Source organism: Pseudomonas sp. N40(2020) (assembly GCF_014472415.1).
In the GTDB taxonomy this organism is placed as follows: Bacteria; Pseudomonadota; Gammaproteobacteria; order Pseudomonadales; family Pseudomonadaceae; genus Aquipseudomonas.
On record NZ_JACSZV010000063.1, the window covers coordinates 1 to 26896 of the forward strand.

23 protein-coding genes are annotated in these 26896 nt (G+C 61.1%); 13 read left to right on the forward strand and 10 right to left on the reverse strand.

From position 1 onward, the window contains the following. Window positions 1-70: 70 nt before the first annotated feature. The 4 genes from IAI51_RS26460 to IAI51_RS26475 all read right to left on the reverse strand — a co-directional run bounded on the left by IAI51_RS26460 (window position 71) and on the right by IAI51_RS26475 (window position 7442). Window positions 71-1330: an OprD family porin gene (locus tag IAI51_RS26460; RefSeq protein ID WP_187681156.1), complete on the reverse strand. Its 1260-nt coding sequence runs from the start codon at window positions 1328-1330 to the stop codon at window positions 71-73. A gap of 344 nt (window positions 1331-1674) precedes the next feature. Continuing rightward, on the reverse strand, window positions 1675-3135 hold the full coding sequence (emhC, locus tag IAI51_RS26465) for an efflux RND transporter outer membrane subunit EmhC (protein WP_187681157.1): 1461 nt from the start codon (window positions 3133-3135) through the stop codon (window positions 1675-1677). Next, window positions 3132-6281 carry an efflux RND transporter permease subunit EmhB gene (gene emhB, locus IAI51_RS26470; RefSeq protein ID WP_187681158.1) on the reverse strand — a complete coding sequence of 1050 codons (3150 nt, stop codon included), beginning with the start codon at window positions 6279-6281 and terminating at the stop codon, window positions 3132-3134. The genes emhC and emhB overlap by 4 nt, the downstream gene beginning before the upstream one ends. A 3-nt stretch (window positions 6282-6284) precedes the next feature. Then, a complete protein-coding gene (locus IAI51_RS26475) occupies window positions 6285-7442 on the reverse strand; it encodes an efflux RND transporter periplasmic adaptor subunit (protein WP_187681159.1) in 1158 nt (385 codons plus the stop codon). 266 nt (window positions 7443-7708) lie between these two features. Between IAI51_RS26475 and emhR the strand changes: the two genes are divergently transcribed. Then, the gene (emhR, locus tag IAI51_RS26480) at window positions 7709-8341 is read left to right on the forward strand and encodes an efflux system transcriptional repressor EmhR (protein WP_187681160.1); all 633 of its coding nucleotides are present in this window, start codon (window positions 7709-7711) and stop codon (window positions 8339-8341) included. Between the two features lie 218 nt (window positions 8342-8559). Here the strand turns inward: emhR and IAI51_RS26485 are convergent, their stop codons facing one another. From IAI51_RS26485 to IAI51_RS26495, 3 genes are read right to left on the reverse strand one after another with little or no spacing between them, the layout of a single operon-like run. Next, a complete protein-coding gene (locus tag IAI51_RS26485; RefSeq protein ID WP_187681161.1) occupies window positions 8560-9609 on the reverse strand; it encodes an alkene reductase in 1050 nt (349 codons plus the stop codon). A 30-nt stretch (window positions 9610-9639) separates the two neighbouring features. Beyond that, on the reverse strand, window positions 9640-10806 hold the full coding sequence (locus IAI51_RS26490; RefSeq protein ID WP_187681162.1) for an MFS transporter: 1167 nt from the start codon (window positions 10804-10806) through the stop codon (window positions 9640-9642). Window positions 10807-10811: 5 nt separating this feature from the next. Beyond that, window positions 10812-11132 carry an ArsR/SmtB family transcription factor gene (locus tag IAI51_RS26495; RefSeq protein WP_103307017.1) on the reverse strand — a complete coding sequence of 107 codons (321 nt, stop codon included), beginning with the start codon at window positions 11130-11132 and terminating at the stop codon, window positions 10812-10814. 170 nt (window positions 11133-11302) lie between these two features. Between IAI51_RS26495 and IAI51_RS26500 the strand changes: the two genes are divergently transcribed. Further along, window positions 11303-11881, forward strand: a complete 579-nt coding sequence (locus IAI51_RS26500; protein WP_187681163.1) for an ACP phosphodiesterase — start codon at window positions 11303-11305, stop codon at window positions 11879-11881. A gap of 125 nt (window positions 11882-12006) precedes the next feature. On the opposite strand, the gene IAI51_RS26505 is transcribed toward IAI51_RS26500, so the two are convergent. Further along, window positions 12007-12798, reverse strand: a complete 792-nt coding sequence (locus IAI51_RS26505; RefSeq protein WP_187681164.1) for a lysophospholipid acyltransferase family protein — start codon at window positions 12796-12798, stop codon at window positions 12007-12009. Further along, a complete protein-coding gene (gene olsB / locus IAI51_RS26510) occupies window positions 12798-13553 on the reverse strand; it encodes an L-ornithine N(alpha)-acyltransferase (RefSeq protein ID WP_187681165.1) in 756 nt (251 codons plus the stop codon). The genes IAI51_RS26505 and olsB overlap by 1 nt, the downstream gene beginning before the upstream one ends. Before the next feature lie 153 nt (window positions 13554-13706). On the opposite strand from olsB, the gene IAI51_RS26515 reads away from it, so the two are divergent. The 9 genes from IAI51_RS26515 (at window position 13707) to IAI51_RS26555 (ending at window position 22902) form a co-directional block, all read left to right on the forward strand. Continuing rightward, window positions 13707-14585, forward strand: coding sequence for an acyl-CoA dehydrogenase family protein (locus tag IAI51_RS26515; protein WP_187681166.1), 879 nt, complete (start codon window positions 13707-13709; stop codon window positions 14583-14585). A 90-nt stretch (window positions 14586-14675) separates the two neighbouring features. Beyond that, entirely contained in the window at window positions 14676-15749 is a 1074-nt protein-coding gene (locus IAI51_RS26520) for a serine hydrolase domain-containing protein (RefSeq protein ID WP_187681167.1), read from the forward strand. Continuing rightward, window positions 15746-16042: an amidase gene (locus tag IAI51_RS26525; protein ID WP_187681168.1), complete on the forward strand. Its 297-nt coding sequence runs from the start codon at window positions 15746-15748 to the stop codon at window positions 16040-16042. The genes IAI51_RS26520 and IAI51_RS26525 overlap by 4 nt, the downstream gene beginning before the upstream one ends. 177 nt (window positions 16043-16219) lie before the next feature. Next, complete coding sequence (locus IAI51_RS26530; RefSeq protein ID WP_187681169.1) at window positions 16220-17395, forward strand: M20 aminoacylase family protein; 1176 nt, start codon at window positions 16220-16222, stop codon at window positions 17393-17395. Window positions 17396-17475: 80 nt separating this feature from the next. Beyond that, on the forward strand, window positions 17476-18786 hold the full coding sequence (locus IAI51_RS26535; protein WP_187681170.1) for a citrate-proton symporter: 1311 nt from the start codon (window positions 17476-17478) through the stop codon (window positions 18784-18786). Next, entirely contained in the window at window positions 18783-20240 is a 1458-nt protein-coding gene (locus IAI51_RS26540) for an amidase (RefSeq protein ID WP_187681171.1), read from the forward strand. Before IAI51_RS26535 ends, IAI51_RS26540 begins: the two co-directional genes overlap by 4 nt. Window positions 20241-20299: 59 nt before the next feature. Further along, window positions 20300-21070 (forward strand): IclR family transcriptional regulator, encoded by a 771-nt coding sequence (locus tag IAI51_RS26545; RefSeq protein WP_187681172.1) that lies wholly within the window; start codon window positions 20300-20302, stop codon window positions 21068-21070. An 82-nt stretch (window positions 21071-21152) separates the two neighbouring features. Continuing rightward, window positions 21153-21743: a YceI family protein gene (locus IAI51_RS26550; protein ID WP_187681173.1), complete on the forward strand. Its 591-nt coding sequence runs from the start codon at window positions 21153-21155 to the stop codon at window positions 21741-21743. A gap of 1 nt (window position 21744) precedes the next feature. Then, window positions 21745-22902, forward strand: a complete 1158-nt coding sequence (locus IAI51_RS26555) for a phospholipase D-like domain-containing protein (protein ID WP_187681174.1) — start codon at window positions 21745-21747, stop codon at window positions 22900-22902. Window positions 22903-23035: 133 nt separating this feature from the next. Here the strand turns inward: IAI51_RS26555 and bglX are convergent, their stop codons facing one another. After that, window positions 23036-25327 (reverse strand): beta-glucosidase BglX, encoded by a 2292-nt coding sequence (bglX, locus tag IAI51_RS26560; protein WP_187681175.1) that lies wholly within the window; start codon window positions 25325-25327, stop codon window positions 23036-23038. Between the two features lie 261 nt (window positions 25328-25588). Here bglX and IAI51_RS26565 point away from each other — a divergent pair, with 261 nt between their 5' ends. Next, window positions 25589-26197 carry a LemA family protein gene (locus IAI51_RS26565; protein ID WP_187681176.1) on the forward strand — a complete coding sequence of 203 codons (609 nt, stop codon included), beginning with the start codon at window positions 25589-25591 and terminating at the stop codon, window positions 26195-26197. Between the two features lie 13 nt (window positions 26198-26210). Further along, window positions 26211-26896, forward strand: a 686-nt coding sequence (locus tag IAI51_RS26570; protein ID WP_187681177.1) for a TPM domain-containing protein, incomplete at its 3' end; no start/stop codon positions are given.

The window sequence follows — 26896 nt, forward strand, 5'->3', positions numbered from 1 at the left end:
CTTTTGATTTGTTTTTAAGATCAAGATCAAAAGATCGCAGCCTGCGGCAGCTCCTACAGAGGACTTGGGTTTACAGCAAGCTGATCGGATAGCTGACGATCAAGCGGTTCTCATCGAACTCGTTGTTGCTGAAATCGCGGCGCATGGTCGAGTTGCGCCATTTGACGTTCAAGTCCTTGAGCGCGCCGCTTTGCACGGTGTAGCCCAGTTCCGATTCGCGGCCCCATTCCTTGCCATCGGTGATGGTCCCGGTGTGCACGTTGTCGCCGCTGATGTAGCGGTTCATCAGGGTCAGGCCGGGAATGCCGAGGGCGACAAAATTGTAGTCGTGACGCACCTGCCATGAGCGTTCCTGCGCATTGTCGTAACTGGCGTTGTAGCTGTCGTTGGCCAGCGTGCCGCCGCTAGTGCCGTTGACGCGCATCCACGCGCTGTCGCCGGTGAGTTTCTGCAGGCCGACGTAGAAGGTGTTGCCGCCGTATCGGGCCGAGAACATGCCCGACCAGGTCTTGTTGTCCAGATCACCAGCGCGGGCGCTGCCGTCATCCTTGCCGTAGAAAAAGCCGAGGTTGGCGCCTAGCGTCCAGTCGCCGAGTGGCTGGCTGTGGATCAGGTTGACGTACTGCTGGCTGTAAATGTCTTTGAGTTCGGCGTTCCACAGACCGATCTGCGTGCGTTTTTCGTTGAACACATATTCGCCGCCCTGAAAGTTGAAGCGATCGGAGGTAAACGCGGCTTTGCCGGTCATCGACATGTCGCTCATGCTGCTGTCGTCGCGCGGGCTGTTGGCGCGGAACTGGCCGCCGTAAAGGGTCAGGCCGTCGATTTCCTTCGAGGTGATCTGGCCGCCACGAAAGGTTTGCGGCAGCGATCGACCGTCGTCCGAACGCAGGATCGGCAGTACCGGCATCCACTCGCCGACCTTCACTTCGGTCTGCGACAGCTTGGCCTTGAACGCGACGTTAGTGCGGCCGAAATTGTCCGCCGGGCGGCCATCGTGATCCAGCGGCAGCAACTGGGTGCCGCCGGTGCCTTTGCCGCCATCGAGCTTCACCGAATACAGGCCGAGCACGTCCATGCCGAAACCGACGGTGCCTTGGGTGAAGCCGGATTTTGCGTCGAGGATGAAGCTCTGCGTCCACTCTTCAGCCTTGCCCTGGGTTTTGGTCGGGTTGGTGAAGTTGCGGTTGATGTAGAAGTTGCGCAGGTTCAGATTGACCTTGGCGCCCTCGACAAACCCGGCTTCTTCGGCCGCGGCGGGCAGGGCGACGCCGGCCAGTGCAAGCGCGATCAGGCTGGGTAATGCGTACGGCGCAGTGGGATGTGTCATTGCAGATTCTCTTTTTGTTTTTTTGAGTCGAACGGGATCCGTTGCCGCCGCTTTCGAGGGCAAACATGAAGTTGCAGATTCGGGGATGAAGCGGCGGCGATCAGCCGGACAGGGCAGGGCGCGGTGGCATGGTGTCGAACCTGTTGTTATTGGTTTTGTGAAGCGAATGGTGCGGGGCGCGGAGGCGGGGTTTCAATCGGGGAAAGCGGGTTTTGGGCGATTATCGAACGCAAGATTGAGCCGGGTTTTGTGGTGACGCGAAAGGGGGCAGCCCTGGCAACATCACTTTCTGGCAGACAACAAAAAGCCCACCAAAAGGTGGGCTCCTTGTGTTCACCCGATAATCAGAACAACTTCATCTTCGGTGCTTCTTCTTTCAGCGGTTCGTTCTGCGCGGTTTGCGCATTCCAGCCACCCCCCAGGGCCTTGTACAGGTTGACCGCACTGGTCAGCTGCGCGAGGCGGTCGGTGATCAGCGCTTGTTGGGCGCTGAACAGCTGACGCTGGGCATCGAGGAAGGTCAGGTTGCTGTCGACGCCGATACGATAGCGACGCTCGGCCAGGCGGTAGTAATCCTGGTTGGCTTGCACAAAGTCACGCTGCGCCTGCAACTGCTCGGTGTAAGTCTGGCGCGCGGCCAGGCCGTCGGCGACTTCCTGGAAGCCGGTTTGAATCGCCTTCTCGTAGTTCGCCACGCCGATGTCCTTCTGGATCTTGGCGTAGTCGAGGCTGGCGCGCAGGCTGCCGGCGTTGAAGATCGGCAGGTTGATCTGCGGCTGGAACAGCCACGTCCCCGAACCACCCTTGAACAGGCCGGACAGGTCCGGGCTCAGGCTACCCGCGTTGGCGGTCAGGCTGATGCTCGGGAAGAACGCTGCACGGGCTGCGCCGATGTTGGCGTTGGCGGCCTTCAGGTTGTACTCGGCTTGCAGGATGTCCGGACGACGTTGCAGCAGATCCGATGGCAGACCGGCCGGCACGTCGCTGAGCAGGTCGTCAGACAGCGGTTTGGCCGCTTGCAGATTGGCCGGGATACCGGTGCCGAGCAGCAAGGTCAGACTGTTTTCATCCTGAGCCACCTGACGGGTATAACGCGCCAGTTGAGCACGAGCGTTTTCAACCGAGGTACGCGACTGCGCCAGATCCAGTGCCGACGCGACACCGACTTCATTGCTGCGGCTGGTCAGCTTGTAGCTTTCTTCGAAGGCACCGAGGGTGTCCTGAGTCAGCTTGAGCAGTTCTTTGTCCGCTTGCCAGGTCAGATAGGCATTGGCGACGCTGGCAACCAGACTGATCTGGGTGCTGCGACGTGCTTCTTCAGTGGCGAAGTATTGTTGCAGCGCTTGTTCGCTCAGGCTGCGAACCCGACCGAACAGATCGAGTTCGTAGGCACTGATGCCGACAGTGGCGGAGTAGGAGCTGGTGATGCCCGCTTCACCGGTCTGCGAGGCACGCGCCGGCACCCGTTGACGGCTGCCGCTGGCATTGGCCGAAACCGCCGGGAACAGGTCGGCGCGCTGGATGCGGTATTGAGCCGCGTAGGCGTCGATGTTCAGTGCCGCGACGCGCAGGTCGCGGTTGTTTTCCAGCGAAACCTGGATCAGCTGTTGCAGGGCAGTATCATGGAAAAACTGCTTCCAGCCCTGCTCGGCAGCGGCCTGCGCCGGTGCCTGGGCCGGCGAGTACGCCGGCCCTTGCGGGTACTGGCCTGCGACCGGAGCCTCAGGCTGCTGATAATCAGGTATCAGCGAGCAACCGCTCAGCACGAAGGCGGCGACTGCGATGGAGAGTAGCGACTTGCTCATTGGCCAGCCTCTTTAGGAGTTTCTTTGGTGTCATCCTGGTCGGCGTTTTTGCGCTGGCCTATGGACGACACAGTGACGAAGAACAGTGGGACCCAGAAGATCGCCAGGATCGTGGCCGTGAGCATACCGCCAATTACGCCAGTACCGATCGCATGTTGACTGCCTGAACCGGCGCCGGTGGAGATCGCCAACGGTACAACACCGAGTACGAAGGCCAGCGACGTCATGATGATCGGTCGCAAACGCATGCGGCACGCTTCAATCGCCGCATCGCGCAGACTGCGCCCTTGCTCGTGCAGCTCTTTGGCGAATTCGACGATCAGAATGGCGTTTTTAGCCGCAAGACCGATGGTCGTCAACAGGCCCACCTGGAAGTACACGTCGTTGGACAGACCGCGCAGGCTGGTGGCCATCAACGCACCGATGATCCCCAACGGCACCACGAGCATGACCGCGATCGGAATCGACCAGCTTTCATACAGCGCCGCCAGACACAGGAACACCATCAGCAGCGACAGGGCGTACAGCGCAGGCGCTTGCGAGCCGGACAGACGTTCCTCATAGGACAGACCCGTCCAGGAGATACCGACACCGGCCGGCAACTTCTTGGCAATCGCTTCGACTTCGGCCATCGCATCACCGGTGGAATAACCCGGTGCCGGAGAACCGAGCACCTCCATCGCTTCCACGCCGTTATATCGGGCCAGTTTCGGCGAACCGTAGATCCACTCGCCCTTGGCGAAAGCGGAGAACGGCACCATGGTCCCGGCGCTGTTGCGCACGTACCATTTCTTCAGGTCTTCAGGGCTCATGCGAGCACCGGCCTGACCTTGCACGTAAACCTTCTTCACCCGACCACGGTCGATGAAGTCGTTGACGTAGCTACTACCGAGGGAGATCGACAGGGTGCTGTTGATGTCGGAGAGGCTCAAGCCAAGGGCCTGGGCTTTCTCGTCGTCGATTTCCAGATGGTATTGCGGTTCGTCGTTCAGGCCGTTCGGACGCACCTGGTAGAGCACCTTGCTCTGTGCCGCCAGGCCGAGGAACTGGTTACGTGCTTCCATCAGTTTTTCGTGACCGATACCGGCACGGTCTTGCAGGAACACGTCGAAACCGGTGGCGTTACCCAACTCCAGTACCGCAGGCGGGGCGAAAGCAAACACCATCGCGTCGCGGAAGCTGAAGAAGTGTTGCTGGGCACGCTGTGCGAGTGCGAACACACTGTTGTTTGCGTCACGCTCGCCCCAAGGCTTGAGCATGATGAACGCCAGACCGGAACTCTGACCACGACCGGCAAAGTTGAAGCCGTTCACGGTAAACACCGAGGACACCGCACCCGCTTCTTTATCCAGCAGGTAGGTACGCATCTCGTCGATCACGACTTGAGTACGTTCGGCACTGGAGCCGGCCGGGGTTTGTACCTGAGCGAACAGTACGCCCTGGTCTTCTTCCGGCAGGAACGCGGTTGGAATGCGTGTGAACAGCCAGATCATGCCGACGACGATCAGCAAGTACGCCAGCAGATACGGGGCCTTGCGCTGCAGCATATTGCCGACACCGCGCTCATAACTTCTGACGCCACGGTCGAAATTGCGGTTGAACCAGCCGAAGAAGCCTTTTTTCGGCGTACCGTGCTCACCCTTCGCAATGGGCTTGAGCATGGTGGCGCACAGCGCCGGGGTGAAGATCAGTGCAACCAGTACCGACAGGGCCATGGCCGAGACGATGGTGATCGAGAACTGCTTGTAGATCACACCAGTGGAACCGCTGAAGAACGCCATCGGCAGCAGTACCGCCGACAGAACAAGGGCGATACCGACCAATGCGCCTTGAATCTGGCCCATGGACTTCTTGGTCGCTTCCTTCGGTGACAGGCCTTCTTCGGCCATCACCCGCTCGACGTTTTCCACCACAACAATGGCGTCGTCCACCAGCAAGCCGATGGCCAGCACCATACCGAACATGGTCAGGGTGTTGATGCTGAAGCCTGCGGCGGCAAGGATGCCGAACGTACCCAGCAATACCACCGGCACGGTCATCGTGGTGATGACAGTGGCGCGGAAGTTCTGCAGGAACAGGAACATCACCAGGAACACCAGCACGATCGCTTCGACCAGGGTTTCAATCACACCCTTGATCGATTCGGTCACCACTGGAGTGGTGTCATACGGGAACACCACTTCCATGCCTTGCGGGAAGAACGGCTTGAGATCGTCAATCGTCTTGCGCAGCGCTTTGGCGGTGTCGAGGGCGTTGGCGCCGTTGGCCAGTTTTACCGCCAGACCGGAAGCCGGACTGCCGTTGAACTGAGCAGAAATGCTGGAGTTTTCACCACCCAGGCCCACGTCAGCGACATCGCCGACACGTACTTGCGAACCGTCCTGGTTGACCTTCAGCAGGATCGCCTTGAACTGCTCGGCAGTTTGCAGACGGGTCTTGCCGATGATTGTGGCGTTCAGTTGCTGGCCAGGCAGCGCTGGCAAACCGCCGAGTTGACCGGAGGAAACCTGAACGTTCTGCGCCGAGATCGCGGTGCTCACGTCAGACGGGGTCAGGTTGTACTTGTTCAACTTGGCCGGGTCGAGCCAGATGCGCATCGCGTACTGGGCACCGAAGACCTGGAAGTCACCGACACCGGCAGTCCGCGAGATCGGATCCTGCATGTTCGACACGATGTAGTTGGACAGGTCGTCCTTGTTCATGCTGCCGTCACGCGACACCACGCCGATCACCAGCAGGAAGTTTTTCACTGCCTTGGTCACGCGGATACCTTGTTGCTGCACTTCCTGCGGCAACAGCGGGGTGGCCAGGTTCAGCTTGTTCTGAACCTGAACCTGCGCGGTGTCGGAGTTGGTGCCTTGCTCGAAGGTCGCGGTGATGGTCATGCTGCCGTCGGAGTTACTTTCCGACGACACATAACGCAGGTTGTCGATACCGTTGAGTTGCTGCTCGATCACCTGAACCACAGTGTCCTGCACGGTTTGCGCCGAAGCGCCCGGGTAGGTCACGGAGATCGCAATGGCCGGTGGCGCAATGCTCGGGTATTGGTTGATCGGCAACTTGAGGATCGATAGAGCCCCGACCAGCATGATCACCAGGGCTATTACCCAGGCGAAAATCGGACGGTCGATAAAAAATTTCGACATGAGTTACTCCCCTTTGCCGCCAGCGGCTTTGTCAGCTGCTTGAGCGGGGGCCGGGTTCTTGGTGCCTACGTTAGTCGCTTCGCTCGGGTTCACCTGCACACCCGGACGGACGTATTGCAGCCCTTCGGTGATCAGACGATCGCCGGCCTTGAGGCCGTCTTCGATCAGCCACTGGCTGCCGACGGTGCGGCTGGCCTTGAGCTGACGCAGCTCCACCTTGTTGTCGGCGCCGACGATCAGTGCGGTCGGGGTACCTTTGAGGTCACGGGTCACGCCTTGTTGCGGCGCCAGAATGGCGGCGGCGTTGACGCCGGCCTGCAACTGGGCGCGGACGAACATGCCCGGCAGCAGGGTGTGATCCGGGTTCGGGAATACCGCACGCAGGGTCACGGAGCCGGTAGTCGGGTCGACCGTGACTTCGGAGAATTCCAGCTTACCGTCGAGCTTGTACTGGCTGCCGTCTTCCAAAGTCAGTTTGACCGCCGCCGAGTTGTCGCCGGCCTTCTGCAGACGACCGCTTTCCAGCTCACGGCGCAGTTCCAGCAATTCCACCGAGGACTGGGTGACGTCGACGTAGATCGGGTCGAGTTGCTGGATCGTCGCCATCGCATCGGTCTGGCCGTTGCTGACCAGCGCACCTTCGGTGACCGAAGAGCGACCGATACGGCCGGAAATCGGCGCGTAGACCTTGGTGTAACGCACGTTGATCTGGGCGCTCTGCAACGACGCTTCCGATTCCATGCGGTTGGACACGGCGGTGTCGTATTCCTGACGGCTCACGGCCTGTTCATCGACCAGTTGCTTGTAGCGGTCGGAGATCGACTTGGTCGAACGCAGGCTGGCTTCGGCGCTTTTCAGGGTCGCTTCATAGACCGACGGATCGATCTGATACAGCTGCTGGCCGGCTTTGACGTCGCCGCCTTCCTTGAACAGACGCTTGAGAATGATGCCGTTGACCTGTGGCCGAACTTCAGCGATGCGGAACGCACTGGTGCGGCCCGGCAGTTCAGACGTGAGGGTGAACGCTTGGGGTTGAAGGGTGACGACGCCGACCTGAGGAGGCGGAGCGGCTGGGGCCGCTTCTTCCTTTTTACATCCGCTGAGCAGCGATGCCAGGGCGACGGCAGTGACCAGAGCGGTAACAGCTGGCTTGAATTGCATGAAGATCCTCGGGTCAGGCGCGCGAGAAGCGCACAAGAAGTGTGTAAGGGTAAAAAAATTTTGCTGGGTGGATAAGTAGCTTGCTAAGGAATATACTTACGTTCATGGTTGTTTGTAAATACCTTGGCTTCGTACCCACCCTGTTACAAAAGTCGTTGCAAGGTTTGAAATTGTAGGCCGGGGAGCCGATTCGCGAGAGATCGCCCCCTCTTTATTCAGCGGATATTCAGACATCCCTGAGACATCCTGTTTGAGGTTTTACTGCCATGGTCCGTCGTACCAAAGAGGAAGCTCAAGAAACCCGCAGCCAGATTCTGGAAGCGGCGGAGAAAGCCTTCTATGAAAGAGGCGTGGCCCGCACGACCCTGGCGGATATCGCGACAATGGCCGGTGTCACTCGCGGCGCCATCTATTGGCATTTCAGCAACAAGGCCGATCTGGTCCAGGCCATGCTCGACAGCTTGCATGAGCCGCTGGATGAACTGGCCAAAGCCAGTGAAAGCGAGGACGAACTCGACCCGCTGGGCTGCATGCGCAAATTGCTGATTCATTTGTTTCATCAAGTTGCGCTGGATCCGAAGACCCGGCGCATCAACGAAATTCTGTTTCATAAGTGCGAGTTCACCGATGAAATGTGCGATTTGCGCCAACAGCGCCGGGCGGCCAGTCTCGATTGCAATCTGCGTATCGGGCTGACCCTGCGTAATGCGGTGAATCGCGGCCAGTTGCCGGACGATCTCGACACTGCCCGCGCAGCCATCAGCATTCATGCCTATATTGATGGCCTCCTCTATGGATGGCTGTTGGCGCCAGACAGCTTTGAACTGCACGCCGAAGCCGAGCGCTGGGTCGATACAGGGTTGGACATGCTGCGCCTGAGCCCCAGCCTGCGCAAATGAAACAAAATGCGTAATTGGCACAGCTTGTGTCAATTGGCCTGCTTTTATATACGTTCGCGGCGCGCAGTTTATATGTAGCGAGCTACGTATTTTGTAGGGATTTTGTGTCGTGTGTGTGAACGGTTGTTAGCTGCCTGCCTATCGGGCGCCCAAGAAAAAGCCCCGGCTCTTGCGAGTCGGGGCTTTTGTGTTTCTGCCTGCCTCGTACTGAATAAGGCTTACAGCGTCGGGTAGTCGATGTAGCCGACCGGGCCTTTCGCGTAGAACAGTTCTGGGCGAGCTTCATTGAGCGGCGCATCGGCCTTCAAACGCGCCGGCAGATCCGGGTTGGCAATGAACGGCACACCGAACGCCACGGCGTCAGCCTTGCCGCTGGCCAGCCACGCGTTGGCGCTGTCCTTGGTGAAGCGCTCGTTGGCGATGTACGGGCCGCCGAACGCTTCTTTGAGTTGCGGGCCGAGGCTGTCGGCGCCTTCTTTCTCACGGGAGCAGATGAAGGCGATGCCACGTTTGCCCAGCTCGCGAGCCACGTAAGTGAAGGTTTCAGCCAGATTGTCGTCGCCCATGTCATGGGAGTCGGCACGCGGTGCCAGGTGCACACCGACACGGCCGGCGCCCCAGACTTCGATGGCGGCGTCAGTCACTTCCAGTAACAGGCGGGCACGGTTTTCCAGGGAGCCGCCGTAGTTGTCGGTGCGCTGGTTGGTGCTGCTTTGCAGGAACTGGTCGAGCAGGTAGCCGTTGGCGCCGTGGATTTCCACACCGTCGAAACCGGCGGCTTTGGCGTTTTCGGCACCGGTGCGGTAGGCGTCGACAATGTCGGCGATCTCAGCGGTTTCCAGAGCACGCGGGGTAGGGTAGTCGGCCATTGGGCGCACCAGGCTGACGTGGCCCTTAGGCTGGATGGCGCTTGGGGCGACCGGCGCTTCGCCGTTCAGGTACGACGGGTGGGAGACCCGGCCGACGTGCCACAGTTGCAGGAAGATCTTGCCGCCAGCGCCGTGAATGGCTTTGGTCACGTTGGACCAGCCGCGCACCTGATCGTTGGACCAGATGCCCGGGGTGTCCGGGTAGCCGACGCCCATCGGCGTCACCGAAGTGGCTTCGCTGAGGATCAGGCCAGCCGAGGCGCGTTGCACGTAGTACTCGGCCATCAGCGCGTTCGGCACGCGGCCTTCGTCGGCGCGGCAGCGGGTCAGCGGCGCCATGATGATGCGGTTGGACAGCTCGACGTCGCCCAGTTTGATCGGATCGAAAATAGTTGCCATGTCTACAACCCTCGTCAGTGAAGTGGTTAATCAGTGGGTAGCGGGGGCCAGATCGGCATTGCCGTTCTGACGGAAAGTAATCAGGGTCACCAGCAGGGCGAGTACCGCTAAAGCTGCTGCGGCCAGAGGCACGCTGGTCAGGCCGAAACCGTGGGCGATGACGCTGCCACCGACCCAGGCGCCGAGGGCGTTGCCGACGTTGAACGCGCCGATGTTCAGGGTCGACACCAGGTTCGGCGCCGCCTTGCCGAAGGTCACTACGTTGATTTGCAGCGCTGGTACGGCAGCAAAAGAAGCGGTGGCCCAGAGGAACAGGGTGATTTCAGTCGGGATCAGCGCGACGCTGGTCCAGCTCAAGACGGTGGAAACCACCGCCATCGCCACGAACACGCCGATCAGCGTGGCGCCCAGGCGTTTGTCCGCCAGTTTGCCGCCGATGATGTTGCCAACAGTCAGACCGAGGCCGATCAACAGCAGGGTCCAGGTCACGCCTTTTGGCGAGACACCGGTGACATCGCCGAGCAGCGGGGCAACGTAGGTGAAGAGGGTGAACATGGAAGCTGCAAACAGTGCGGTCATGCTCAGCGACAGCCAGATACCGGCGCCTTTGAGGGCGGCGAGTTCGGCGCGCATGTCGAGTTTTTCTTCGTCACGCTTGGCCGGCAGGAAGCGGATCAGGCCGATCAGAGCGATCACACCAATCACCGTCACTGCCCAGAAGGTCGAGCGCCAGCCGGCTTCCTGACCCAACGCGGTGCCCAATGGCACGCCAAGGACGTTCGCCAGGGTCAAACCGGTGAACATCAAAGCGACTGCCGAAGCGCGTTTGTTCGGTGCCACCAGACCTGCGGCCACTACCGAACCGATACCGAAGAACGCACCGTGGCACAGCGCGGTGACGACACGGGCAAACATCAGCACGTTGTAGTCACTGGCGATGGCGCAAAGCAGGTTGCCGACGATGAAAATGCCCATCAACGCTACCAGAGCAGCCTTGCGCGGCAGTTTGGCGGTGGCCAGTGCCATGAACGGTGCACCAATGGCCACGCCCAGGGCGTAACCGGTCACCAGCCAGCCGGCGCCGGGGATCGACACACCGAGGTCGGCCGCCACATCGGGCAGCAAGCCCATGATGACGAACTCGGTGGTGCCGATGGCGAAGGCGCTCAAGGCCAGGATGAGTAGCGAGAGGGGCATTTGAATCAATTCCTTGTGGGAGCGCTGAGCTCTTTGACGATGGCGTCGAGGAAAGCCTGAATCACGTCCTCGTTGCGTTTGAAGAAGTGCCACTGCCCGGCCTTCTGGCTGCTGATCAGCCCGGCGCGTTGCAGGGTGGCGAGGTGGGCGGAAACGGTCGACTGCGACAGGCCGCAGCGTTGATCGATCTGCCCGGCGCAGATGCCGTACTCGTGGTTGTGAATCTGTTCCGGAAACTGGGCTTTGGGGTCTTTCAGCCAGATGAGGATGTCTCGCCGTACTGGGTGTGCCAGGGCTTTTATTATTTCGTCGAGGTCGATGTTCATGGCTTGGGCTCGTGATGTCTGTAGCGCTATATCGCGATGAGGCGAACTTTAAATCGGTACTTCGCGATATACCAATATGAATTTGATCTTACGACCGCGTAAATCGGTATATCGGGTTATAACGATACGTTGAGTGTATTGAAACGAAGGCGCAGTGCTAAGCTGCGCCCATGAACTATCTCGCACATTTGCACCTCGGTGGCCAGCGCCCCGAGCAATTACTCGGCAGCCTGTATGGCGATTTCGTCAAAGGTCGGCTGCAAGGGCAGTTTGCTCCGGAGCTCGAGGCGGCCATTCAACTGCACCGACGGATTGACGTTTTTACCGATCGCCATCCTTTGGTGGATATCGCGCTGGGGCGATTTTCCGAGACCCGGCGACGTTACGTGGGGATCGTCCTTGATGTGTTTTTCGACCACTGCCTGGCGCGGGACTGGAGGTTGTACGCCGATCAGCCGTTGGAGCAGTTCACCGCTGATGTTTATCGCGTGTTGTCTCGCGAGCAGCAACTGCCCGAACGACTGGCGAAGATTGCGCCGCACATGGTCGCCAATGACTGGTTGGGGTCGTATCAGGAGTTTGAAGTGCTGGAGCAGGTGTTGCGCGGGATCTCCCGGCGCCTGACCCGGCCGGAAGAGTTGGCGGGGGCGATGCAGGAGTTGCGGCGGTTGTATGAGCCGTTGAGCGAGGACTTCCGACTTTTCTACCCACAACTGCAGGACTTCGCTCAGTCTCCACCAACACCCTGAATCCCTGTGGGAGCTGGCTTGCCAGCGATGGCGTCAGCACATTCAACATTCGTGTCGGCTGGTCTACCGCTATCGCTGGCAAGCCAGCTCCCACAGGGGCTGAGGGTGATTTTTGGATTTGTATTTCAGGCGGCGATAGCCGGACGCATCGGGGCTTGTTGTTTTTCCGGGATCGCCCCAAACAACACCTTCTGCACCGCCTGCTGTGCTTCAAACGCCAGCGCCGCGCGCTCCCGGCCCTGACAGGCAATCGGCTTGAGCAGATGCACCTCGACATCGCCGCAATCATTGCTGAACAAGCGCATCAGGTGCGACAGCAAATCATCGTCACCAATGAACGGTGCCAGCGCATCGATTTCGCCGTCACGCAGATAACGGATTGCCACCGGTTGCAGCATCACTTGCGAATCAATCGCCGCCGACAGCAAGCGACCGTGAAAGGTACGCAGCGAACGGCCGTCGGTGGTGGTGCCTTCCGGGAACATCAGCAGTGAGTGATCGGTTTGCAGGTGACGGGTCATCTGCTTGCGGATCAACTGGCTGTCGCCCGAACCGCGACGGATGAACAGGCTGCCAGCCTTCGCCGCCAGCCAACCGGCCACCGGCCAGGTGCGCACTTCGGCCTTGGACAGAAACGACAGCGGCGTGAGCATGCCGAGCAGCGGAATGTCCGTCCAGGAAACGTGGTTGCTGACCCACAGCATCGGCTGTTTTGGCAGCTCACCGTGAACGCTCACGCGAAAGGGCAGGGCATTGCTCAGGCGCGCCATGAAGAAGCGCGACCAGCGTTGGCGGCGTTCCATCGAATGCGCCAGGCCAATGCGTTCGAACACGCCGAAGACAGTGGCCATGCTCAAGCCCAGCGAGACCACCAATAGCACTCGCGCGATCCGCGCGTACACCCGCAGGCGACTCATTACACGGCCGCCTTGAAGTGTTTGGCGTAGCGTGGGCAGAGCTCGTCGCGCTTGAGCAGGATGAACACGTCGGCGACCTGGAAATCTTCATCCCAGCACGGCTCGCCGCAGATCTTCGCGCCCAGACGCATATAGGCTTTGAGCAGCGGTGGCATTTCGGCGATCACGTTTGATGGAATATCCAGAGTCGGCAACGGCTTTTTCGGCTCTGCGCGCAAGTGTTCGGTGCACAGATAACGTTCACGCAGACGCTGCATGATCGCGTGGGCCTGCACGCCGCCGTCCTGCATCGGAATGCTCGCGCAACCCATCAGGTAGCTGTAACCGCCCTGATTCAACACTTCGGCGAGTTCGCCCCACAGCACGGCGATGGTTCCGCCGTTGCGGTAGGCCGGGTCGACGCAGGTGCGGCCGATTTCGAGGATCGGGCCTTTCAAATGGGCGAGGCCATGCAGGCTGAATTCTTCTTCGCTGTAGAACTTGCCCAGGGTGCTGGCGGCGGTGTGATCAAGCAACCGCGTGGTCGCCACCAGGCGCCCGGTGTTCAGGTCTCGCACGCCGATGTGGCTGCAGTGAACATCATAATCATCCATGTCCAGACCCAGTTCTGCGCCTTTCAGCTTGGCGTTGAATTCGCCGCTGAATACGCTGAATCGCAAGGCTTGGGCTTGCTGCAAGGCCTCGGCGCCGATCAGGCGTTCGGCTTGCAGGCGGCGTTCATTGCCGGTGTCGCTGATGCGGGCGATCTGAGTCATGTGAATCTCCGTACGGGCCTTTAACCCGTCGTGGGTTGCAGCCGATCGACTTTCTTTATGCAGCCGTGTTGTGCAAAGTCAGGCTATGTAGCCCCGGTGTCATCGCCATGAAAGTTTGGTGATGCTTATATGACAGCCCACAAGGAGCCTCTTATGCCCTGGTCAGATCTGCTCGAAAGCCGCGAACGATTGCCCGCCGTGGCTGACCTGGCGGAGGGTTTTGCGACGTTGTTGCATGAACTGGGCAACGTCACGCCATTCGAATTGGCGGTGGCGGGCGGGCAGCGGATGGCGACGCCGGGGCTGGCGTTTCTGGTCGGTTATCAGGCGGCGTTGCGCATGCTGTGGCCGAGTGCACCGCTGAGCCTCGGCGCGCTGTGTGCAACGGAACAGCGCAGCTTGCGCCCGGCCGATATGCAGACCCGGCTGACCGATTTGCGCCTGAGCGGCCGCAAGGATTTCGTCACCGCCGGCGATGCGGCGGACTGGCTGCTGATTGCCGCGCGCAGCGAAGAACCCGGCGAAACGCCGCGCCTGAGTCTGGCGGTGGTGTATCCCGGTGAGCCCGGCGTAACGGTGGAAAAACTCCCGCCACTGCCGCTGATGCCGGACATCAGCCATGGCCGGCTGCACCTCGACGGCGCCTTGTGCGAGTTACTTGCGGGGGACGGTTGGGATGCTTACGTCAAACCGTTTCGCACGCTGGAAGATGTCTATGTGCTGAGTGCGATGACCGCTTGGCTGTATGGCGTCGGGCAGGAGAGCGACTGGCCGCAGACGCTGCAATTGCGTTTGCTGGCGTTGTTGGCAGGGTGCGCGGAAGCCAGTCGGCAGCCTCCTAACAATCCGGCCGGGCATGTGTTGTTGGGTGGGTTGTTTGCGCAGTTTGATTCGTTGAAACCGGAGATCGATCAGGCGTTGGCTGGAGGCAATCCGGAGTGGGCGGCGATGTGGCAGCGCGATCAGGGGGTGATGCAGTTGGCCTACGGCGCCAGGGCCAAGCGGCTGGCCAAGGCTTTGGCGCAGGCCTGACCGGCCTCTTCGCGAGCAGGCCTCAACATCACCACACATCTGTCATCAACTGCGACTACCCTCAGCAGGTTCTCCCCAAGAGCCCTCACCATGTTCAAAGGCCTGTCCCTGCTTCTTTTGCTGATCAGCGCCACCGTCCAGGCCGAACAATGGCCCGGCGAGCAATGGCCGGTCGGCCCGCAGATTACAGCGATTAAAGACCTTGAGGCCTACGCCTTCCCACCCCGCGACGACACCACCCGCCAAGGCATCCGCACCGACGCCTTGCTGATTATCCGCGACGGCCAGGTCATCTACGAACGCTACGCCGGCCCGACCACCGCCGACACCCCGCACTTGACCTGGTCGATCAGCAAAAGCCTGATGGCCACCGTGCTCGGTGTTGCTTACGGCGAAGGTCTGTTCAAACTTGAAGACGCCGCCGTGAAGTTCTACCCGGCGCTGGAAAAACACCCAGCCATCACCCTCGCGGATCTGCTGCACTGGGCCTCGGGAATCGACTGGCAGGAAGACTACGAATACGCCCCGCTGAAATCCTCGGTGGTGGCGATGCTTTACACCCGTGGCCATCGCGACATGGCTGCGTTCACTGCCGATCACGACACCTTTGCGGCACCGGGGCAGGTCTTCCGTTATTCCAGCGGCGACAGCAATCTGTTGGCGGCCGCGTTGAAATCCATCGTCGGCCCGCAGCGTTATTCCGACTATCCGTGGACAGCCTTGTTTGAGCCTTTGGGTATTCGCAGCGCGGTGTGGGAGACGGATGCGAGCGGCACTTTTGTCGCTTCGTCCTACGCCTATCTCACCGCGCGGGATCTGGCGCGAGTCGGTCTGTTTATGGCCCGCGACGGACGCTGGAATGATCGGCAGTTGCTGCCCAAGGACTGGGTCGCCTTCAACCTCAAGCCGTTCGCCGGTTATAAGGCCCAGCAGGACGAAGCCATACCCGGCGGCCAGTGGTGGCTCAATCGCCCGTTGGATGGCACCGCATCGCCCTGGCCCGACGCACCGCCCGACACCTACGCCGCCCTCGGCCATTGGGGCCAGGCGCTGTACGTGATTCCCAGTGAAAAACTGGTGATCGTGCGCTACGCCGATGATCGTGACGGCAGCTACCGGCACAACGAATTGCTCAAGCGTGTACTGAAGGCGGTGCAGCCATGAAGCGCTTCTTGCTGGTGCTGCTTGTATTGCTGCTCGGCTGGATCGGGTACGAGCGCGAAAATTTGTGGGCCTTCCCCGACATCATCAGCGCCTACACCGCCAAGGAATATTGTTCGTGCCGCTACGTCATGAACAACGACGCCGAGTACTGTCGCGGCTATGTAAAACAGTGGCTGCCGACCAGTGGTTTTGCCGATGAATCTGCCAGCAAAACCATCACCGTCAGCGGCATGGGCCGCACAAACAAAGCCCAATGGCTGAGCGAGCGACAGGGCTGTCGTCTCAATCCTTGAAAAAACCCAATTCCCCTGTAGGAGTTCGATGAAGTCAGGTTCCACCCTGCGGAACCACATTCGATTGTCCTCGCGCGCATCTCGCGGTTATCTGGCGGTGAGCACGACCTGCCTTGTACGTGTCGTGAAATCTGACCGAACAAAAAGACCGGGAACACCCGCGCGAGGAGAACCGTCATGCCCCGACATCAGCACATTCTGGCCTGGCTCAACGACGTGGCCAGCGAACTGCACGCCACCCGCCAGGACATTCACGCTCACCCCGAACTCGGCTTCGAGGAAAATCGCACTTCGGCGCTGGTCGCCCAATCGCTCGAAAGCTGGGGTTACGAAGTCCATACCGGCATCGGCAAGACCGGCGTGGTCGGCGTGCTGCGCAACGGCAGCAGCTCGCGAAAACTCGGTCTGCGCGCCGACATGGACGCCTTGCCGATCATCGAGAACACCGGCGTCGCCTACAGCAGCCAGCATCAGGGCTGCATGCACGCCTGCGGTCACGACGGGCATACCGCGATGCTCCTCGGCGCCGCGCGTTATCTGGCCGCAACCCGCCAGTTCGACGGCACCCTCACACTGATTTTCCAACCCGCCGAAGAGGGCCAGGGCGGCGCCGAAGCGATGCTCGCCGATGGCCTGCTCGAACGCTTCCCCTGCGATGCGCTGTTCGGCATGCACAACATGCCGGGCCTGCCTGCCGGGCACCTGGGCTTTCGCGAAGGGCCGATGATGGCGTCGCAGGATCTGCTCACCGTGACCATCGAAGGTGTCGGTGGCCACGGTTCGATGCCGCATCTGGCAGTTGATCCGCTGGTTGCGGCGGCGAGCGCTGTCATGGCGCTGCAAACCGTTGTTTCGCGCAACATCGATGCGCAACAGGCGGCAGTGGTAACGGTCGGTGCGCTGCAAGCGGGGGAGGCGGCCAACGTCATTCCGCAACAGGCAATCCTGCGCCTGAGCCTACGCGCCCTCAACGCTGAAGTGCGTGTACAGACCCTCGACCGCGTGCGCTCGATCATCGAAACCCAGGCCGAGAGTTTCGGCTGCACCTCACACATCGAACACCGCCCGGCCTATCCGGTGCTGGTCAACCACGCCGCCGAAACCGAGTTCGCCCGGCAGGTTGGCGTCGAGTTGGTCGGCGCCGACGCCGTCGATGGCAACACACCAAAACTGATGGGCAGCGAAGACTTCGCCTGGATGCTCCAGCGTTGCCCTGGCGCGTATCTGTTTATCGGCAACGGCGTGTCGCGGCCGATGGTGCACAACCCCGCGTATGACTTTAATGACGACATCCTGCTGACCGGCGCGGCGTATTGGGGCGCGCTGACCGAGAGCTGGCTCAAGCCGGCCTGATTTCTTCACTTTCTGCTGCCGCTGAACCCCGGGCGCCCTGGCGCGCGGATCATCACCCAACAGCTTTTGGAGAATTCCCCATGCAGGCTTCGAGCACAGGCGTTTCGCGTACCCGGCAAGTGGTCGCCGCCGTTATCGGCAATGCGCTGGAATGGTATGACTTCATCGTTTACGGCTTTCTGGCGAGCATCATCGCCCGGCAATTTTTTCCCTCCGAAGATGGCTACGCCTCGCTGTTGATGGCGCTGGCGACCTTCGGCGTCGGCTTCTTCATGCGCCCGGTGGGCGGCATCCTGCTCGGCATGTATGCCGACCGCAAGGGCCGCAAAGCGGCGATGCAGATGATCATCCGGCTGATGACCGTGTCCATTGCGCTGATCGCTTTTGCGCCGAACTACGCTGCCATCGGCATGGGCGCGCCGTTGCTGATCGTCGTCGCGCGGATGCTTCAAGGCTTTGCTACCGGCGGTGAATACGCAAGCGCCACGGCGTTTCTGGTGGAGAGCGCGCCGGCCCATCGCAAGGGGCTTTATGGTTCGTGGCAACTGGTCGGGCAATGTCTGGCAGTGTTTGCTGGCGCGGCGATGGTGGCGTTGGTCACCCACCTGTTTACGCCTGAGGCGCTGGACACCTGGGGCTGGCGGATCCCGTTCGTGCTCGGTTTGTTGATCGGCCCGGTCGGCTTGTGGATTCGCAAGCACATGGAAGAACCGGAAGAATTCCTCGAAGCGCGCAAGCAAGCCAAAGGTGCGGCACCGGGCTTGTGGCAGGTGATCCGCGAACATCGCCGCAGTCTGCTGGTGTCGATGGGGCTGGCGTGCGGGGCTACGGTGTCGTTCTACGTGGTGCTGGTGAACATGCCGACCTTCGCCCACACCAATCTCGGTCTGCCACTGGATCAGGTGTTGCTGGTGCAGATGCTCGCCGTGGCGCTGATGACCGTGGTGATTCCGTTGTCCGGCGCGCTGTCGGATCGCGTGGGGCGGCGGCCCGTGTTGATGGCCTTCACCCTGGCGTTTTTCTTGATGGTCTATCCGCTGTATGTGTGGGTAGCGGCTGCGCCGTCGATCGAGCGTCTGCTGGTGATGCAACTGTTGCTGTGCAGTGCCATTGGCGGCTTCTTCGGCCCGGCCCCGACTGCGCTGGCCGAGCAGTTTCCCATCGAAGTGCGCTCAACCGGCGTCTCGGTGGCCTACAACGTGGCGGTGATGCTGTTCGGTGGTTTCGCACCGTTGATCGTCACCTGGCTGAGCAAAGTCTTGAATACGCCGGTAGCGCCAGCCTTCTACGTGTTGTTCGCTTGCCTGCTGACCCTGCTCGGTACTTACTGCTTGCAGGAAGCGCCGCGCGCGAAGAAACCCGTCGCGCTCAATGTGGGAGTGAAACCGTGAGCCCGTTAGCCATCCACCCGATTGTCGCCCTCGATGCCGATGCGCTGTCCCGGGCAATTCATGCGCGCCAGGTGTCGTGTCGCGAAGTGATGCAGGCGTATCTGGCGCACATCGAGCGCTTCAATCCGTCGGTCAATGCGCTGGTGTCGCTGCGTGCTGATGAAGACCTGCTTCGCGAGGCTGATGAATGCGACCGCCAACTGGATCGCGGCCAGTCTCGCGGCTGGATGCACGGTATGCCACAGGCGATCAAGGATCTGGCCGCCACCGCCGGTTTGCGCACCACCATGGGCTCGCCGCTGTTCGCCGAGCAAGTGCCTCAGCATGACGCGATCAGCGTGGCCCGTGTACGCGCGTGCGGCGCGATCATCATCGGCAAGACCAACGTGCCGGAATTCGGCCTCGGTTCGCAGACCTACAACAGTGTGTTCGGCACCACCACCAACGCCTACGACCCGAGCTTGATTGCCGGCGGCAGCAGTGGCGGGGCCGCGGTGGCGCTGGCCCTGCGTTTGCTGCCGGTGGCCGATGGCAGCGACATGATGGGCTCGCTGCGCAATCCGGCGGCGTTCAATAACGTCTTCGGCTTTCGCCCGTCACAGGGCCGCGTGCCCCACGGGCCTGGGCCTGAAGTGTTCGTCCAGCAACTGGCCACCGAAGGCCCGATGGGCCGCAGCGTTACTGACGTCGCACGGCTGCTGTCGACTCAGGCCGGTTACGACTCGCGCGTACCGCTGTCGCTGAAGGATCAGCCGCAGGAGTTTGCCGACGGGCTGCAAAGGGATTTCACCGGCGTGCGTATCGGCTGGCTCGGCGACTACAACGGCTATCTGCCGATGGACGACGGCGTACTGAGTCTGTGCGAATCGGCGCTGGCGGATTTCACTGCGCTGGGTTGTCAGGTCGAAGCCTGCCAGCCGGATTTTTCCATGCAGCGCTTGTGGCAGACCTGGCTGACCCATCGGCACTTTCTGGTACAAGGCAGCCTCGGCGCGGCGTATGCCGACCCGCGCAAACGCGAACTGCTCAAGCCTGAAGCGCAGTGGGAAGTGGAGGGTGGATTGCGTCTGAGCGCCGCCGACGTTTATCAGGCATCGGTCGCGCGCAGCGAGTGGTATTGCGCGCTAAGCAAACTGTTCGAACGTTACGATTTCCTGCTGCTGCCCACCGCCCAAGTGTTCCCTTTTGATGCACAACAGCGGTGGCCGCGCGTCGTTGGTGGGCGCGCCATGGACACCTATCACCGCTGGATGGAGGTGGTCATCGGCCCGACATTGGCGGGACTGCCGAGCATGAGTGTGCCGGTCGGTTTCAACCCGGCGGGGTTGCCGATGGGCCTGCAAATCATTGGCCCGGCCCAGGCGGATCGTGCGGTTTTGCAACTGGCCTACGCCCACGAACAACTGACCCGCTGGGTCGAACGGCGCCCGCCGCCATGCCTGCAACCGGCCTGAGCGGCTCGTATCTTGCTGCAAAAAGTGATCATCCATTCGTAACCATGGAGGTCGATCCTATGGGCAGCAAGGCAGACACCGGCAGCGTGCGCTCGGTCGAACGGGCGCTGGCGATCGTCGAGTTGCTCGGCGAGCATCAGGCGTTGGGGCTGGAGGAGTTGCACTACCTGACGACGCTGCCCAAGGCCACAGTGTCGCGGATGCTCGCGACCTTGCAGGAGCAGGGCTGGATCTACCGCGGCCTCAGCGACCGGCGATATCGCCTGTGCGCCAAGCGCCTGTTCGGTGATCGTCAGCAGCGTTTCAAGCGGTATCTGGTGGAGAGTGCGGCGCCGATGTTGCTTGAGTTGAGCGAACGCACCGGGCTGGTCGCGGACTTGTCGTGCTTCGACGGTGAGCGTGTTGAAGTCATGGAAAGTGCGATCCCGCAGGTACTGCGCAAACGCTATCCGAACAACTGCCAGATCGTCGGGCATAACGCCAGCCTGTTTCATTCGGCGATGGGCCGAGCGTGTCTGGGTGAACTCGACAGCCATGAGGTCGAACGCTTAGCCGAACGCGAGCAGTTGAGCGATGAAGGTCTGTTACAGGCCACCGAGTCGGCGTTGCAGCAGGGCTTTGGCCAGCGCACCGAAGGTTACTGGGAATACCCGGTACGCTTGCCGTTTCTGATTCGTGCGGTGGCGTTGCCGATCCGTGCGCAAGGGCGACTGGTCGGCAGCATGGCATTGCACTGGCCGATGGATCAGGCGCCGGTGGAGCGGGTGTTGAGCCTGCACCTCAATAGCCTGGCGGCGACCATTGGTGATGTGCAGCAAGCATTGGCCTGACAGTCTTTTACGCTCCACGGTTTGCAATACATCCACGGGCGGTTAATGTTCGGCTCAGGTTTATCGACCCCACGAGTCTTCAATGTTCAACCGCTCCCTCTGTAACGCCTTCGCCAGCCTGCTGCTGGCCGCCGCCGCGCTGCCGGCGCAGGCCAATTGGTATCTGGACGGCGAGTCATCGCGGCTGTCGTTCGTCAGCACGAAAAACGCCCATGTTTCCGAAGTGCAGCGCTTTCTGGTGCTGCACGGCAAAGTCGACCCTAACGGTCGCGCCGAGGTCGAAGTCGAACTGGACTCGATCAACAGCGGCATCCCGCTGCGCGATGAGCGGATGCGCAAGGAGCTGTTCCAGATCGAGCAGTTTCCCGACGCGACCATCACCACTCAGATCGACCTGCGCCCGATCAAAGACCTGGCCCCCGGCGCGCAGCTTGAGTTGCGCCTGCCGCTGACCGTCAACCTGCACGGCAAGCAGCACGAATACCCGGCCGAACTGCTGGCGACGCGTCTCGATGACCGGCGCTTTCAAGTGGTGACCCTGGAGCCGCTGGTGATCAACGCCGAGGATTTCGATCTCGTTCCTGGGCTGGAGAGCCTGCGCAAACTGGCTGACCTGTCGGCCATCAGTCTGTCGGTGCCGGTGGGTGCGGTGCTGATCTTCACGGCGCGCTGACATGCGCGGCGCGATCTTCCCCTGGCGTGACGGCAATCGCTTCGAGCTGTTGATCGACGGCCCGCAATTTTTCCCGCGCATGCTGGTGGCGATTGCCCGCGCCGAAGAGCAAGTCGAACTGGAGTTGTACCTGGTCGAGGCGGGCGCCTGTGCCGAAGCCGTGGTGCAAGCGCTGGTGCAAGCCGCCGAACGTGGCGTGCGGGTGCGTTGCCTGTTTGATGATTACGGCAGCCTCGCGTTCACCCTCAACCTGCGTCAGCGTCTGACTCACGCCGGGGTTGAATTGCGTTTCTACAATCGCCTGCACTGGCGGCGCTGGCTCGGCAACTTCTATCGCGATCACCGCAAGCTGCTGCTGGTCGATCAGCGTCTTGCCGTGGTCGGCGGCACCGGTGTCACCGATGAGTTCTGGACGCCTGAAAAAGAGACCAGCGAATGGCACGAAGTGATGGTGGAAATCACCGGCCCGCTGGTGCTCGACTGGCAGGTGCTGTTCGACCGCCAATGGATCGCCAACCGCCATCGCCGAGCGTGGAAACCGTCGGCGCATGTCGGCCTGCCACGCTTGCCCAAAGTGCCGGACATGGGCGAGGGCATGGGGCGCGTGGCTTACGCCGATGCCCGCCAGCACCGCGACATTCTGCAATCACTGTTTCGTGCCTTGAACAGTGGGCAGAAACGCATCTGGATGGCCACGCCGTACTTCCTGCCCACCTGGAATATCCGCCGCTCCCTGCGCAAAGCCGCCGCTCGCGGTGTCGACGTGCGGCTGCTGTTGACCGGGCCGCGCACCGATCACCCGTCTGTGCGCTACGCCGGGCACCGCTACTACCCGCGCCTGCTCAAGGCCGGGGTGCAGATCTTCGAATACCAGCCGTGTTTCCTGCACCTGAAAATGGTGCTGGTGGATGACTGGGTGAGCATCGGTTCGTGCAACTTCGATCACTGGAATCTGCGTTTCAATCTGGAGGCGAACCTTGAGGCGCTGGACCCGTCGTTGACGGCAGCGGTGGTGGCGAGTTTCGAGAAAGACTTCGGCTTGAGCCAGCGGGTGAGTCTGGAGGAGTGGCGGAAGCGGCCGTTGTGGCGGCGGGTCAAGCAGCGGGTTTGGGGGTGGGTGGATCGGTTGGTGGTCAACATCCTGGATAGACGGGGCTAGCAGCCACACTCCAAAACCAATGTGGGAGCTGGCTTGCCAGCGATGGCGGAGTATCAGTCAACAGAGATGTTGAATGTGCCGGCCTCATCGCTGGCAAGCCAGCTCCCACAGGTTTTATGTGTTGCCTAAACAATTACAGCAGTTCGAAACTCTGCTGCTTCACATCCTGCGAATCCAGGCCGATCTGCACGTTGAACTTGCCAGGCTCTGCCGCGTACTTGAGCTGGGCGTTGTAGAACTTCAGGTCATCCTCGGTGATGGTGAAGTGCACGACTTTCTGTTCGCCGGCCTTGAGCATGATTTTCTGGAAGTTCTTCAGTTCCTTCACCGGGCGGATCATCGAGCCGGTGACGTCCTGAATGTACAACTGCACCACGGTTTCGCCGTCACGTTTGCCGGTGTTCTTCACCATGACACTGGCGTCGAGCTTGCCGGTGGTGTTCAGGGTGGTCGACGACAGCGCCATGTCATTCAGGCTGAAATCGGTGTAGCTCAGGCCATACCCAAACGGGAACAGGGGACCTGTGGTGTCATCGAAATACTGCGAGGTGTAGTTGCCCGGTTTGCCCGGCGTGAATGGCCGGCCAATGCTCAGGTGGTTGTAGTAGGTCGGAATCTGGCCCACGGAGCGCGGGAAGGTCACCGGCAGTTTGCCCGACGGGTTGTAGTCGCCGAACAGCACGTCAGCGATGGCGTTGCCGCCCTCGGTGCCGCTGAACCAGGTTTCCAGAATCGCGTCGGCCGACTGGTTCTCTTCGAGAATGGTCAGCGGACGGCCGTTCATCAACACCAGCACCAGCGGTTTGCCGGTCGCCTTCAGGGCGCGGATCAACTCGCGCTGTGTTTCCGGGATGTTCAGGTCGGTACGGCTGGAGGACTCGTGGGACATGCCACGGGACTCGCCCACCGCTGCAACGATCACGTCAGCGTCCTTGGCGGCTTTCACCGCTTCGTCGATCAGCACGTTGGCCGGACGCGGATCATCCACCACTTCCGGCGCATCGAAGTTGAGGAAGTTCAGGTAGTCGAGCACCTTCTTGTCGCCGGTGATGTTGGCGCCACGGGCGTAGATCAGGTTCGCCTTGTCGCCGATCACTGCGCTCATGCCATCGAACAGCGTCACCGATTGCGCCGGACGGCCGGCGGCGGCCCAACTGCCCATCATGTCGATTGGCGCTTTGGCCAAAGGACCGACCAGTGCGACTTTCGCGGTTTTCTTCAGCGGCAGGGTTTCGTTCTGGTTCTTCAGCAGCACCAGACTGCGGCGTGCCACTTCGCGGGCCTCGGCGCGGTGCAGACGGCTTTCGGCGTAGGTGTCGGCCGGATCGTCTTCAGCCTTGCCGATGCGCAGGTACGGGTCCTTGAACAGGCCCATGTCGTACTTGGCGGCGAGGACTTCGCGCACGGCGTTGTCGATGTGTTTCTGTTCGATCTCGCCGGACTTGAGCAGCCCCGGCAGCTCTTTGCCGTACAGGGTGTCGTTCATGCTCATGTCGATGCCGGCCTTGATCGCCAGCTTCGCCGCTTCCCGACCGTCGCGGGCAACGCCGTGCTTGATCAGCTCGAAGATCGCGCCGTGGTCGCTGACCGCAAGGCCCTTGAAGCCCCAATCCCTGCGCAGCAAGTCGTTCATCAGCCAAGTGTCGGCGGTGGCCGGGATACCGTTGATCGAGTTCAACGCCACCATCACACCGCCCGCGCCGGCGTCGATCGCCGCGCGGTACGGTGGCAGGTAGTCCTGGTACATCTTCACCGGGCTCATGTCCACGGTGTTGTAGTCGCGACCACCCTCGACCGCGCCGTACAGGGCGAAGTGCTTGACGCTGGCCATGATGCTGTCGGCCGCGCTCGGGGTTTCGCCCTGATAGGCCTTGACCATGACTCTGGCGATGCGCGAAGTCAGGTAGGTGTCTTCACCGAAGCCTTCAGAGCTGCGGCCCCAACGCGGGTCGCGGGAGATGTCGACCATCGGCGCGAAGGTGATGTCGAGGCTGTCGGCGGCGGCTTCTTTGGCAGCAACGCGGCCGGACTGGCCGATGGCGTCCATGTCCCAGCTCGAAGCGAGGGCCAGTGGAATCGGGAATATCGTACGGTGACCGTGGATCACGTCGTACGCGAAAAACATCGGAATCTTCAGGCGGCTGCGCATGGCGGCGTCCTGCATCGGACGGTTTTCCGCGCGGGTGATCGAGTTGAACGTGCCGCCGATGTTGCCGCCGGCAATCTCCTTGCGGATCAGCTCGCGGGGCATTTCCGGGCCGATGCTGATCAGGCGCAACTGGCCGATCTTCTCGTCGAGGGTCATTTGCTTCATCAGGTTACTGATGAAAGCGTCCTTGTTTTCCAGGGGTACCGGGGTCTCAGCGGCCAATACTTGATGACTGGCCAGGCTGACGAACAGGCCCAGCAAACACAGCTTCTTCATGAATGTTTTTCTCAAGGGCGCAAACGGCAATGCAATGCCGGCCAGCCAAAATTTAGGGAGCGACTATTGTTGTTCGGGTGCAGGCGCAAAAACGCAGAGCCAAAAAACGACAGCGGACAGTTGGCCGCGTCTGCGCAGGGCCTCTTTTTAGCCCATCGGCCCGTAGCAATCCAGTAGCGCGGCCGATTATGCCCCAAGAGCCGGCCCCGAGTGTTTCGCGGGCGGTTTTTAAAATGAAATGTGCCAGGGAGCATCACTGCCATGAATGTAAGTCCTACCACTCGCTCACGCTTGCAGGTCGCCTCGTTACTGGTGCTGGCGATGTTGCTGACCGCGTGCGGCATCAACAACATCCCGACCCTCGACGAGCAGGCCAAGGCTGCGTGGGGCCAGGTGCAGAACCAGTACCAGCGCCGCGCCGACCTGATTCCCAATCTGGTGGAAACGGTGAAGGGCTATGCCGCCCACGAAAAGGAAACCCTGACCGCGGTGATTGAGGCCCGGGCCAAGGCCACGTCGATCCAGGTCGATGCCAGCACCCTCGACAATCCCGAGAAGCTCAAGCAGTACCAGCAGGCGCAGGATCAGTTGAGCGGCGCGTTGAGTCGCTTGATGGTGGTGTCCGAGCGTTATCCGGACCTGAAGGCCAACCAGAACTTCCTCGCCCTGCAATCGCAGCTTGAAGGCACGGAAAACCGTATCGCCGTGGCGCGGCGCGATTTCATTCTGGCGGTGCAGAAATACAACACCGAGATCCGCACCTTCCCCGGTCGCCTCTGGCACAGCGTGATGTACAGCGACTTGTCGATCCGCGAGACCTTCGAAGCCACTACGCCCGGCGCGGAAAAGGCCCCGGAAGTGAAGTTCTGATCCGAGGTTATCCATGCGTGTGTTGAAGATGGGCCTGGTGCTGATGCTGTGGCTGTTCGCCGTCAGCGCCCGGGCCGAGTTGACATTCCCGGCGCTGAGCGGGCGGGTGGTGGACGAGGCGCAGATGCTCGAGCCCTCGGTGCGTGCGCAACTGAGCCAACAGTTGCAGGCTCACGAGCAGGCCACGGGCGAGCAATTGGTCGTGGTCACACTGCCGGATCTGCAGGGCACCACCATCGAGGATTTTGGCGTACAACTGGGCCGACACTGGGGCATCGGTCAAAAGGACAAAAACAATGGCGCGCTGCTGATCGTCGCCCGGGACGAGCGCAAACTGCGCATCGAAGTCGGTTATGGCCTGGAGGATCGGCTGACCGATGCGCAAACTTCGGTGATCATTCATCAAGTCATCACCCCCTCGTTCAAGGCGGGCAACTTCAGTAAGGGCATCAGCGACGGCGTGGCGGCGATGCTGGTGGTGTTGGGCGGCAATCCGCTGGACGAGCCGTCGACGGTGTATGAATCGAGCGGTGATCCGCAGAGCGATTTCGTTTCCCGGCACCCGGCGTTGTTCGTGTTTCTGGTGATGTTGTTCATCCTGACGGTGTTTGTCTGCCAGATGCTCGGTATCCTTCCCACCGGCCGTGGCGGCTCCGGTGGATCGAGCGGCGGCTTCGGCGGTGGTGGTGGATTTGGCGG

Bases quoted from the DNA above. Each gene is read 5' to 3' on its own strand.
- IAI51_RS26460 (WP_187681156.1), bottom strand. From the start codon at position 1,330: ATGACACATCCCACTGCGCCGTACGCATTACCCAGCCTGATCGCGCTT.
- emhC (WP_187681157.1), bottom strand. From the start codon at position 3,135: ATGAGCAAGTCGCTACTCTCCATCGCAGTCGCCGCCTTCGTGCTGAGC.
- emhB (WP_187681158.1), bottom strand. From the start codon at position 6,281: ATGTCGAAATTTTTTATCGACCGTCCGATTTTCGCCTGGGTAATAGCC.
- IAI51_RS26475 (WP_187681159.1), bottom strand. From the start codon at position 7,442: ATGCAATTCAAGCCAGCTGTTACCGCTCTGGTCACTGCCGTCGCCCTG.
- emhR (WP_187681160.1), top strand. From the start codon at position 7,709: ATGGTCCGTCGTACCAAAGAGGAAGCTCAAGAAACCCGCAGCCAGATT.
- IAI51_RS26485 (WP_187681161.1), bottom strand. From the start codon at position 9,609: ATGGCAACTATTTTCGATCCGATCAAACTGGGCGACGTCGAGCTGTCC.
- IAI51_RS26490 (WP_187681162.1), bottom strand. From the start codon at position 10,806: ATGCCCCTCTCGCTACTCATCCTGGCCTTGAGCGCCTTCGCCATCGGC.
- IAI51_RS26495 (WP_103307017.1), bottom strand. From the start codon at position 11,132: ATGAACATCGACCTCGACGAAATAATAAAAGCCCTGGCACACCCAGTA.
- IAI51_RS26500 (WP_187681163.1), top strand. From the start codon at position 11,303: ATGAACTATCTCGCACATTTGCACCTCGGTGGCCAGCGCCCCGAGCAA.
- IAI51_RS26505 (WP_187681164.1), bottom strand. From the start codon at position 12,798: ATGAGTCGCCTGCGGGTGTACGCGCGGATCGCGCGAGTGCTATTGGTG.
- olsB (WP_187681165.1), bottom strand. From the start codon at position 13,553: ATGACTCAGATCGCCCGCATCAGCGACACCGGCAATGAACGCCGCCTG.
- IAI51_RS26515 (WP_187681166.1), top strand. From the start codon at position 13,707: ATGCCCTGGTCAGATCTGCTCGAAAGCCGCGAACGATTGCCCGCCGTG.
- IAI51_RS26520 (WP_187681167.1), top strand. From the start codon at position 14,676: ATGTTCAAAGGCCTGTCCCTGCTTCTTTTGCTGATCAGCGCCACCGTC.
- IAI51_RS26525 (WP_187681168.1), top strand. From the start codon at position 15,746: ATGAAGCGCTTCTTGCTGGTGCTGCTTGTATTGCTGCTCGGCTGGATC.
- IAI51_RS26530 (WP_187681169.1), top strand. From the start codon at position 16,220: ATGCCCCGACATCAGCACATTCTGGCCTGGCTCAACGACGTGGCCAGC.
- IAI51_RS26535 (WP_187681170.1), top strand. From the start codon at position 17,476: ATGCAGGCTTCGAGCACAGGCGTTTCGCGTACCCGGCAAGTGGTCGCC.
- IAI51_RS26545 (WP_187681172.1), top strand. From the start codon at position 20,300: ATGGGCAGCAAGGCAGACACCGGCAGCGTGCGCTCGGTCGAACGGGCG.
- IAI51_RS26550 (WP_187681173.1), top strand. From the start codon at position 21,153: ATGTTCAACCGCTCCCTCTGTAACGCCTTCGCCAGCCTGCTGCTGGCC.
- IAI51_RS26555 (WP_187681174.1), top strand. From the start codon at position 21,745: ATGCGCGGCGCGATCTTCCCCTGGCGTGACGGCAATCGCTTCGAGCTG.
- bglX (WP_187681175.1), bottom strand. From the start codon at position 25,327: ATGAAGAAGCTGTGTTTGCTGGGCCTGTTCGTCAGCCTGGCCAGTCAT.
- IAI51_RS26565 (WP_187681176.1), top strand. From the start codon at position 25,589: ATGAATGTAAGTCCTACCACTCGCTCACGCTTGCAGGTCGCCTCGTTA.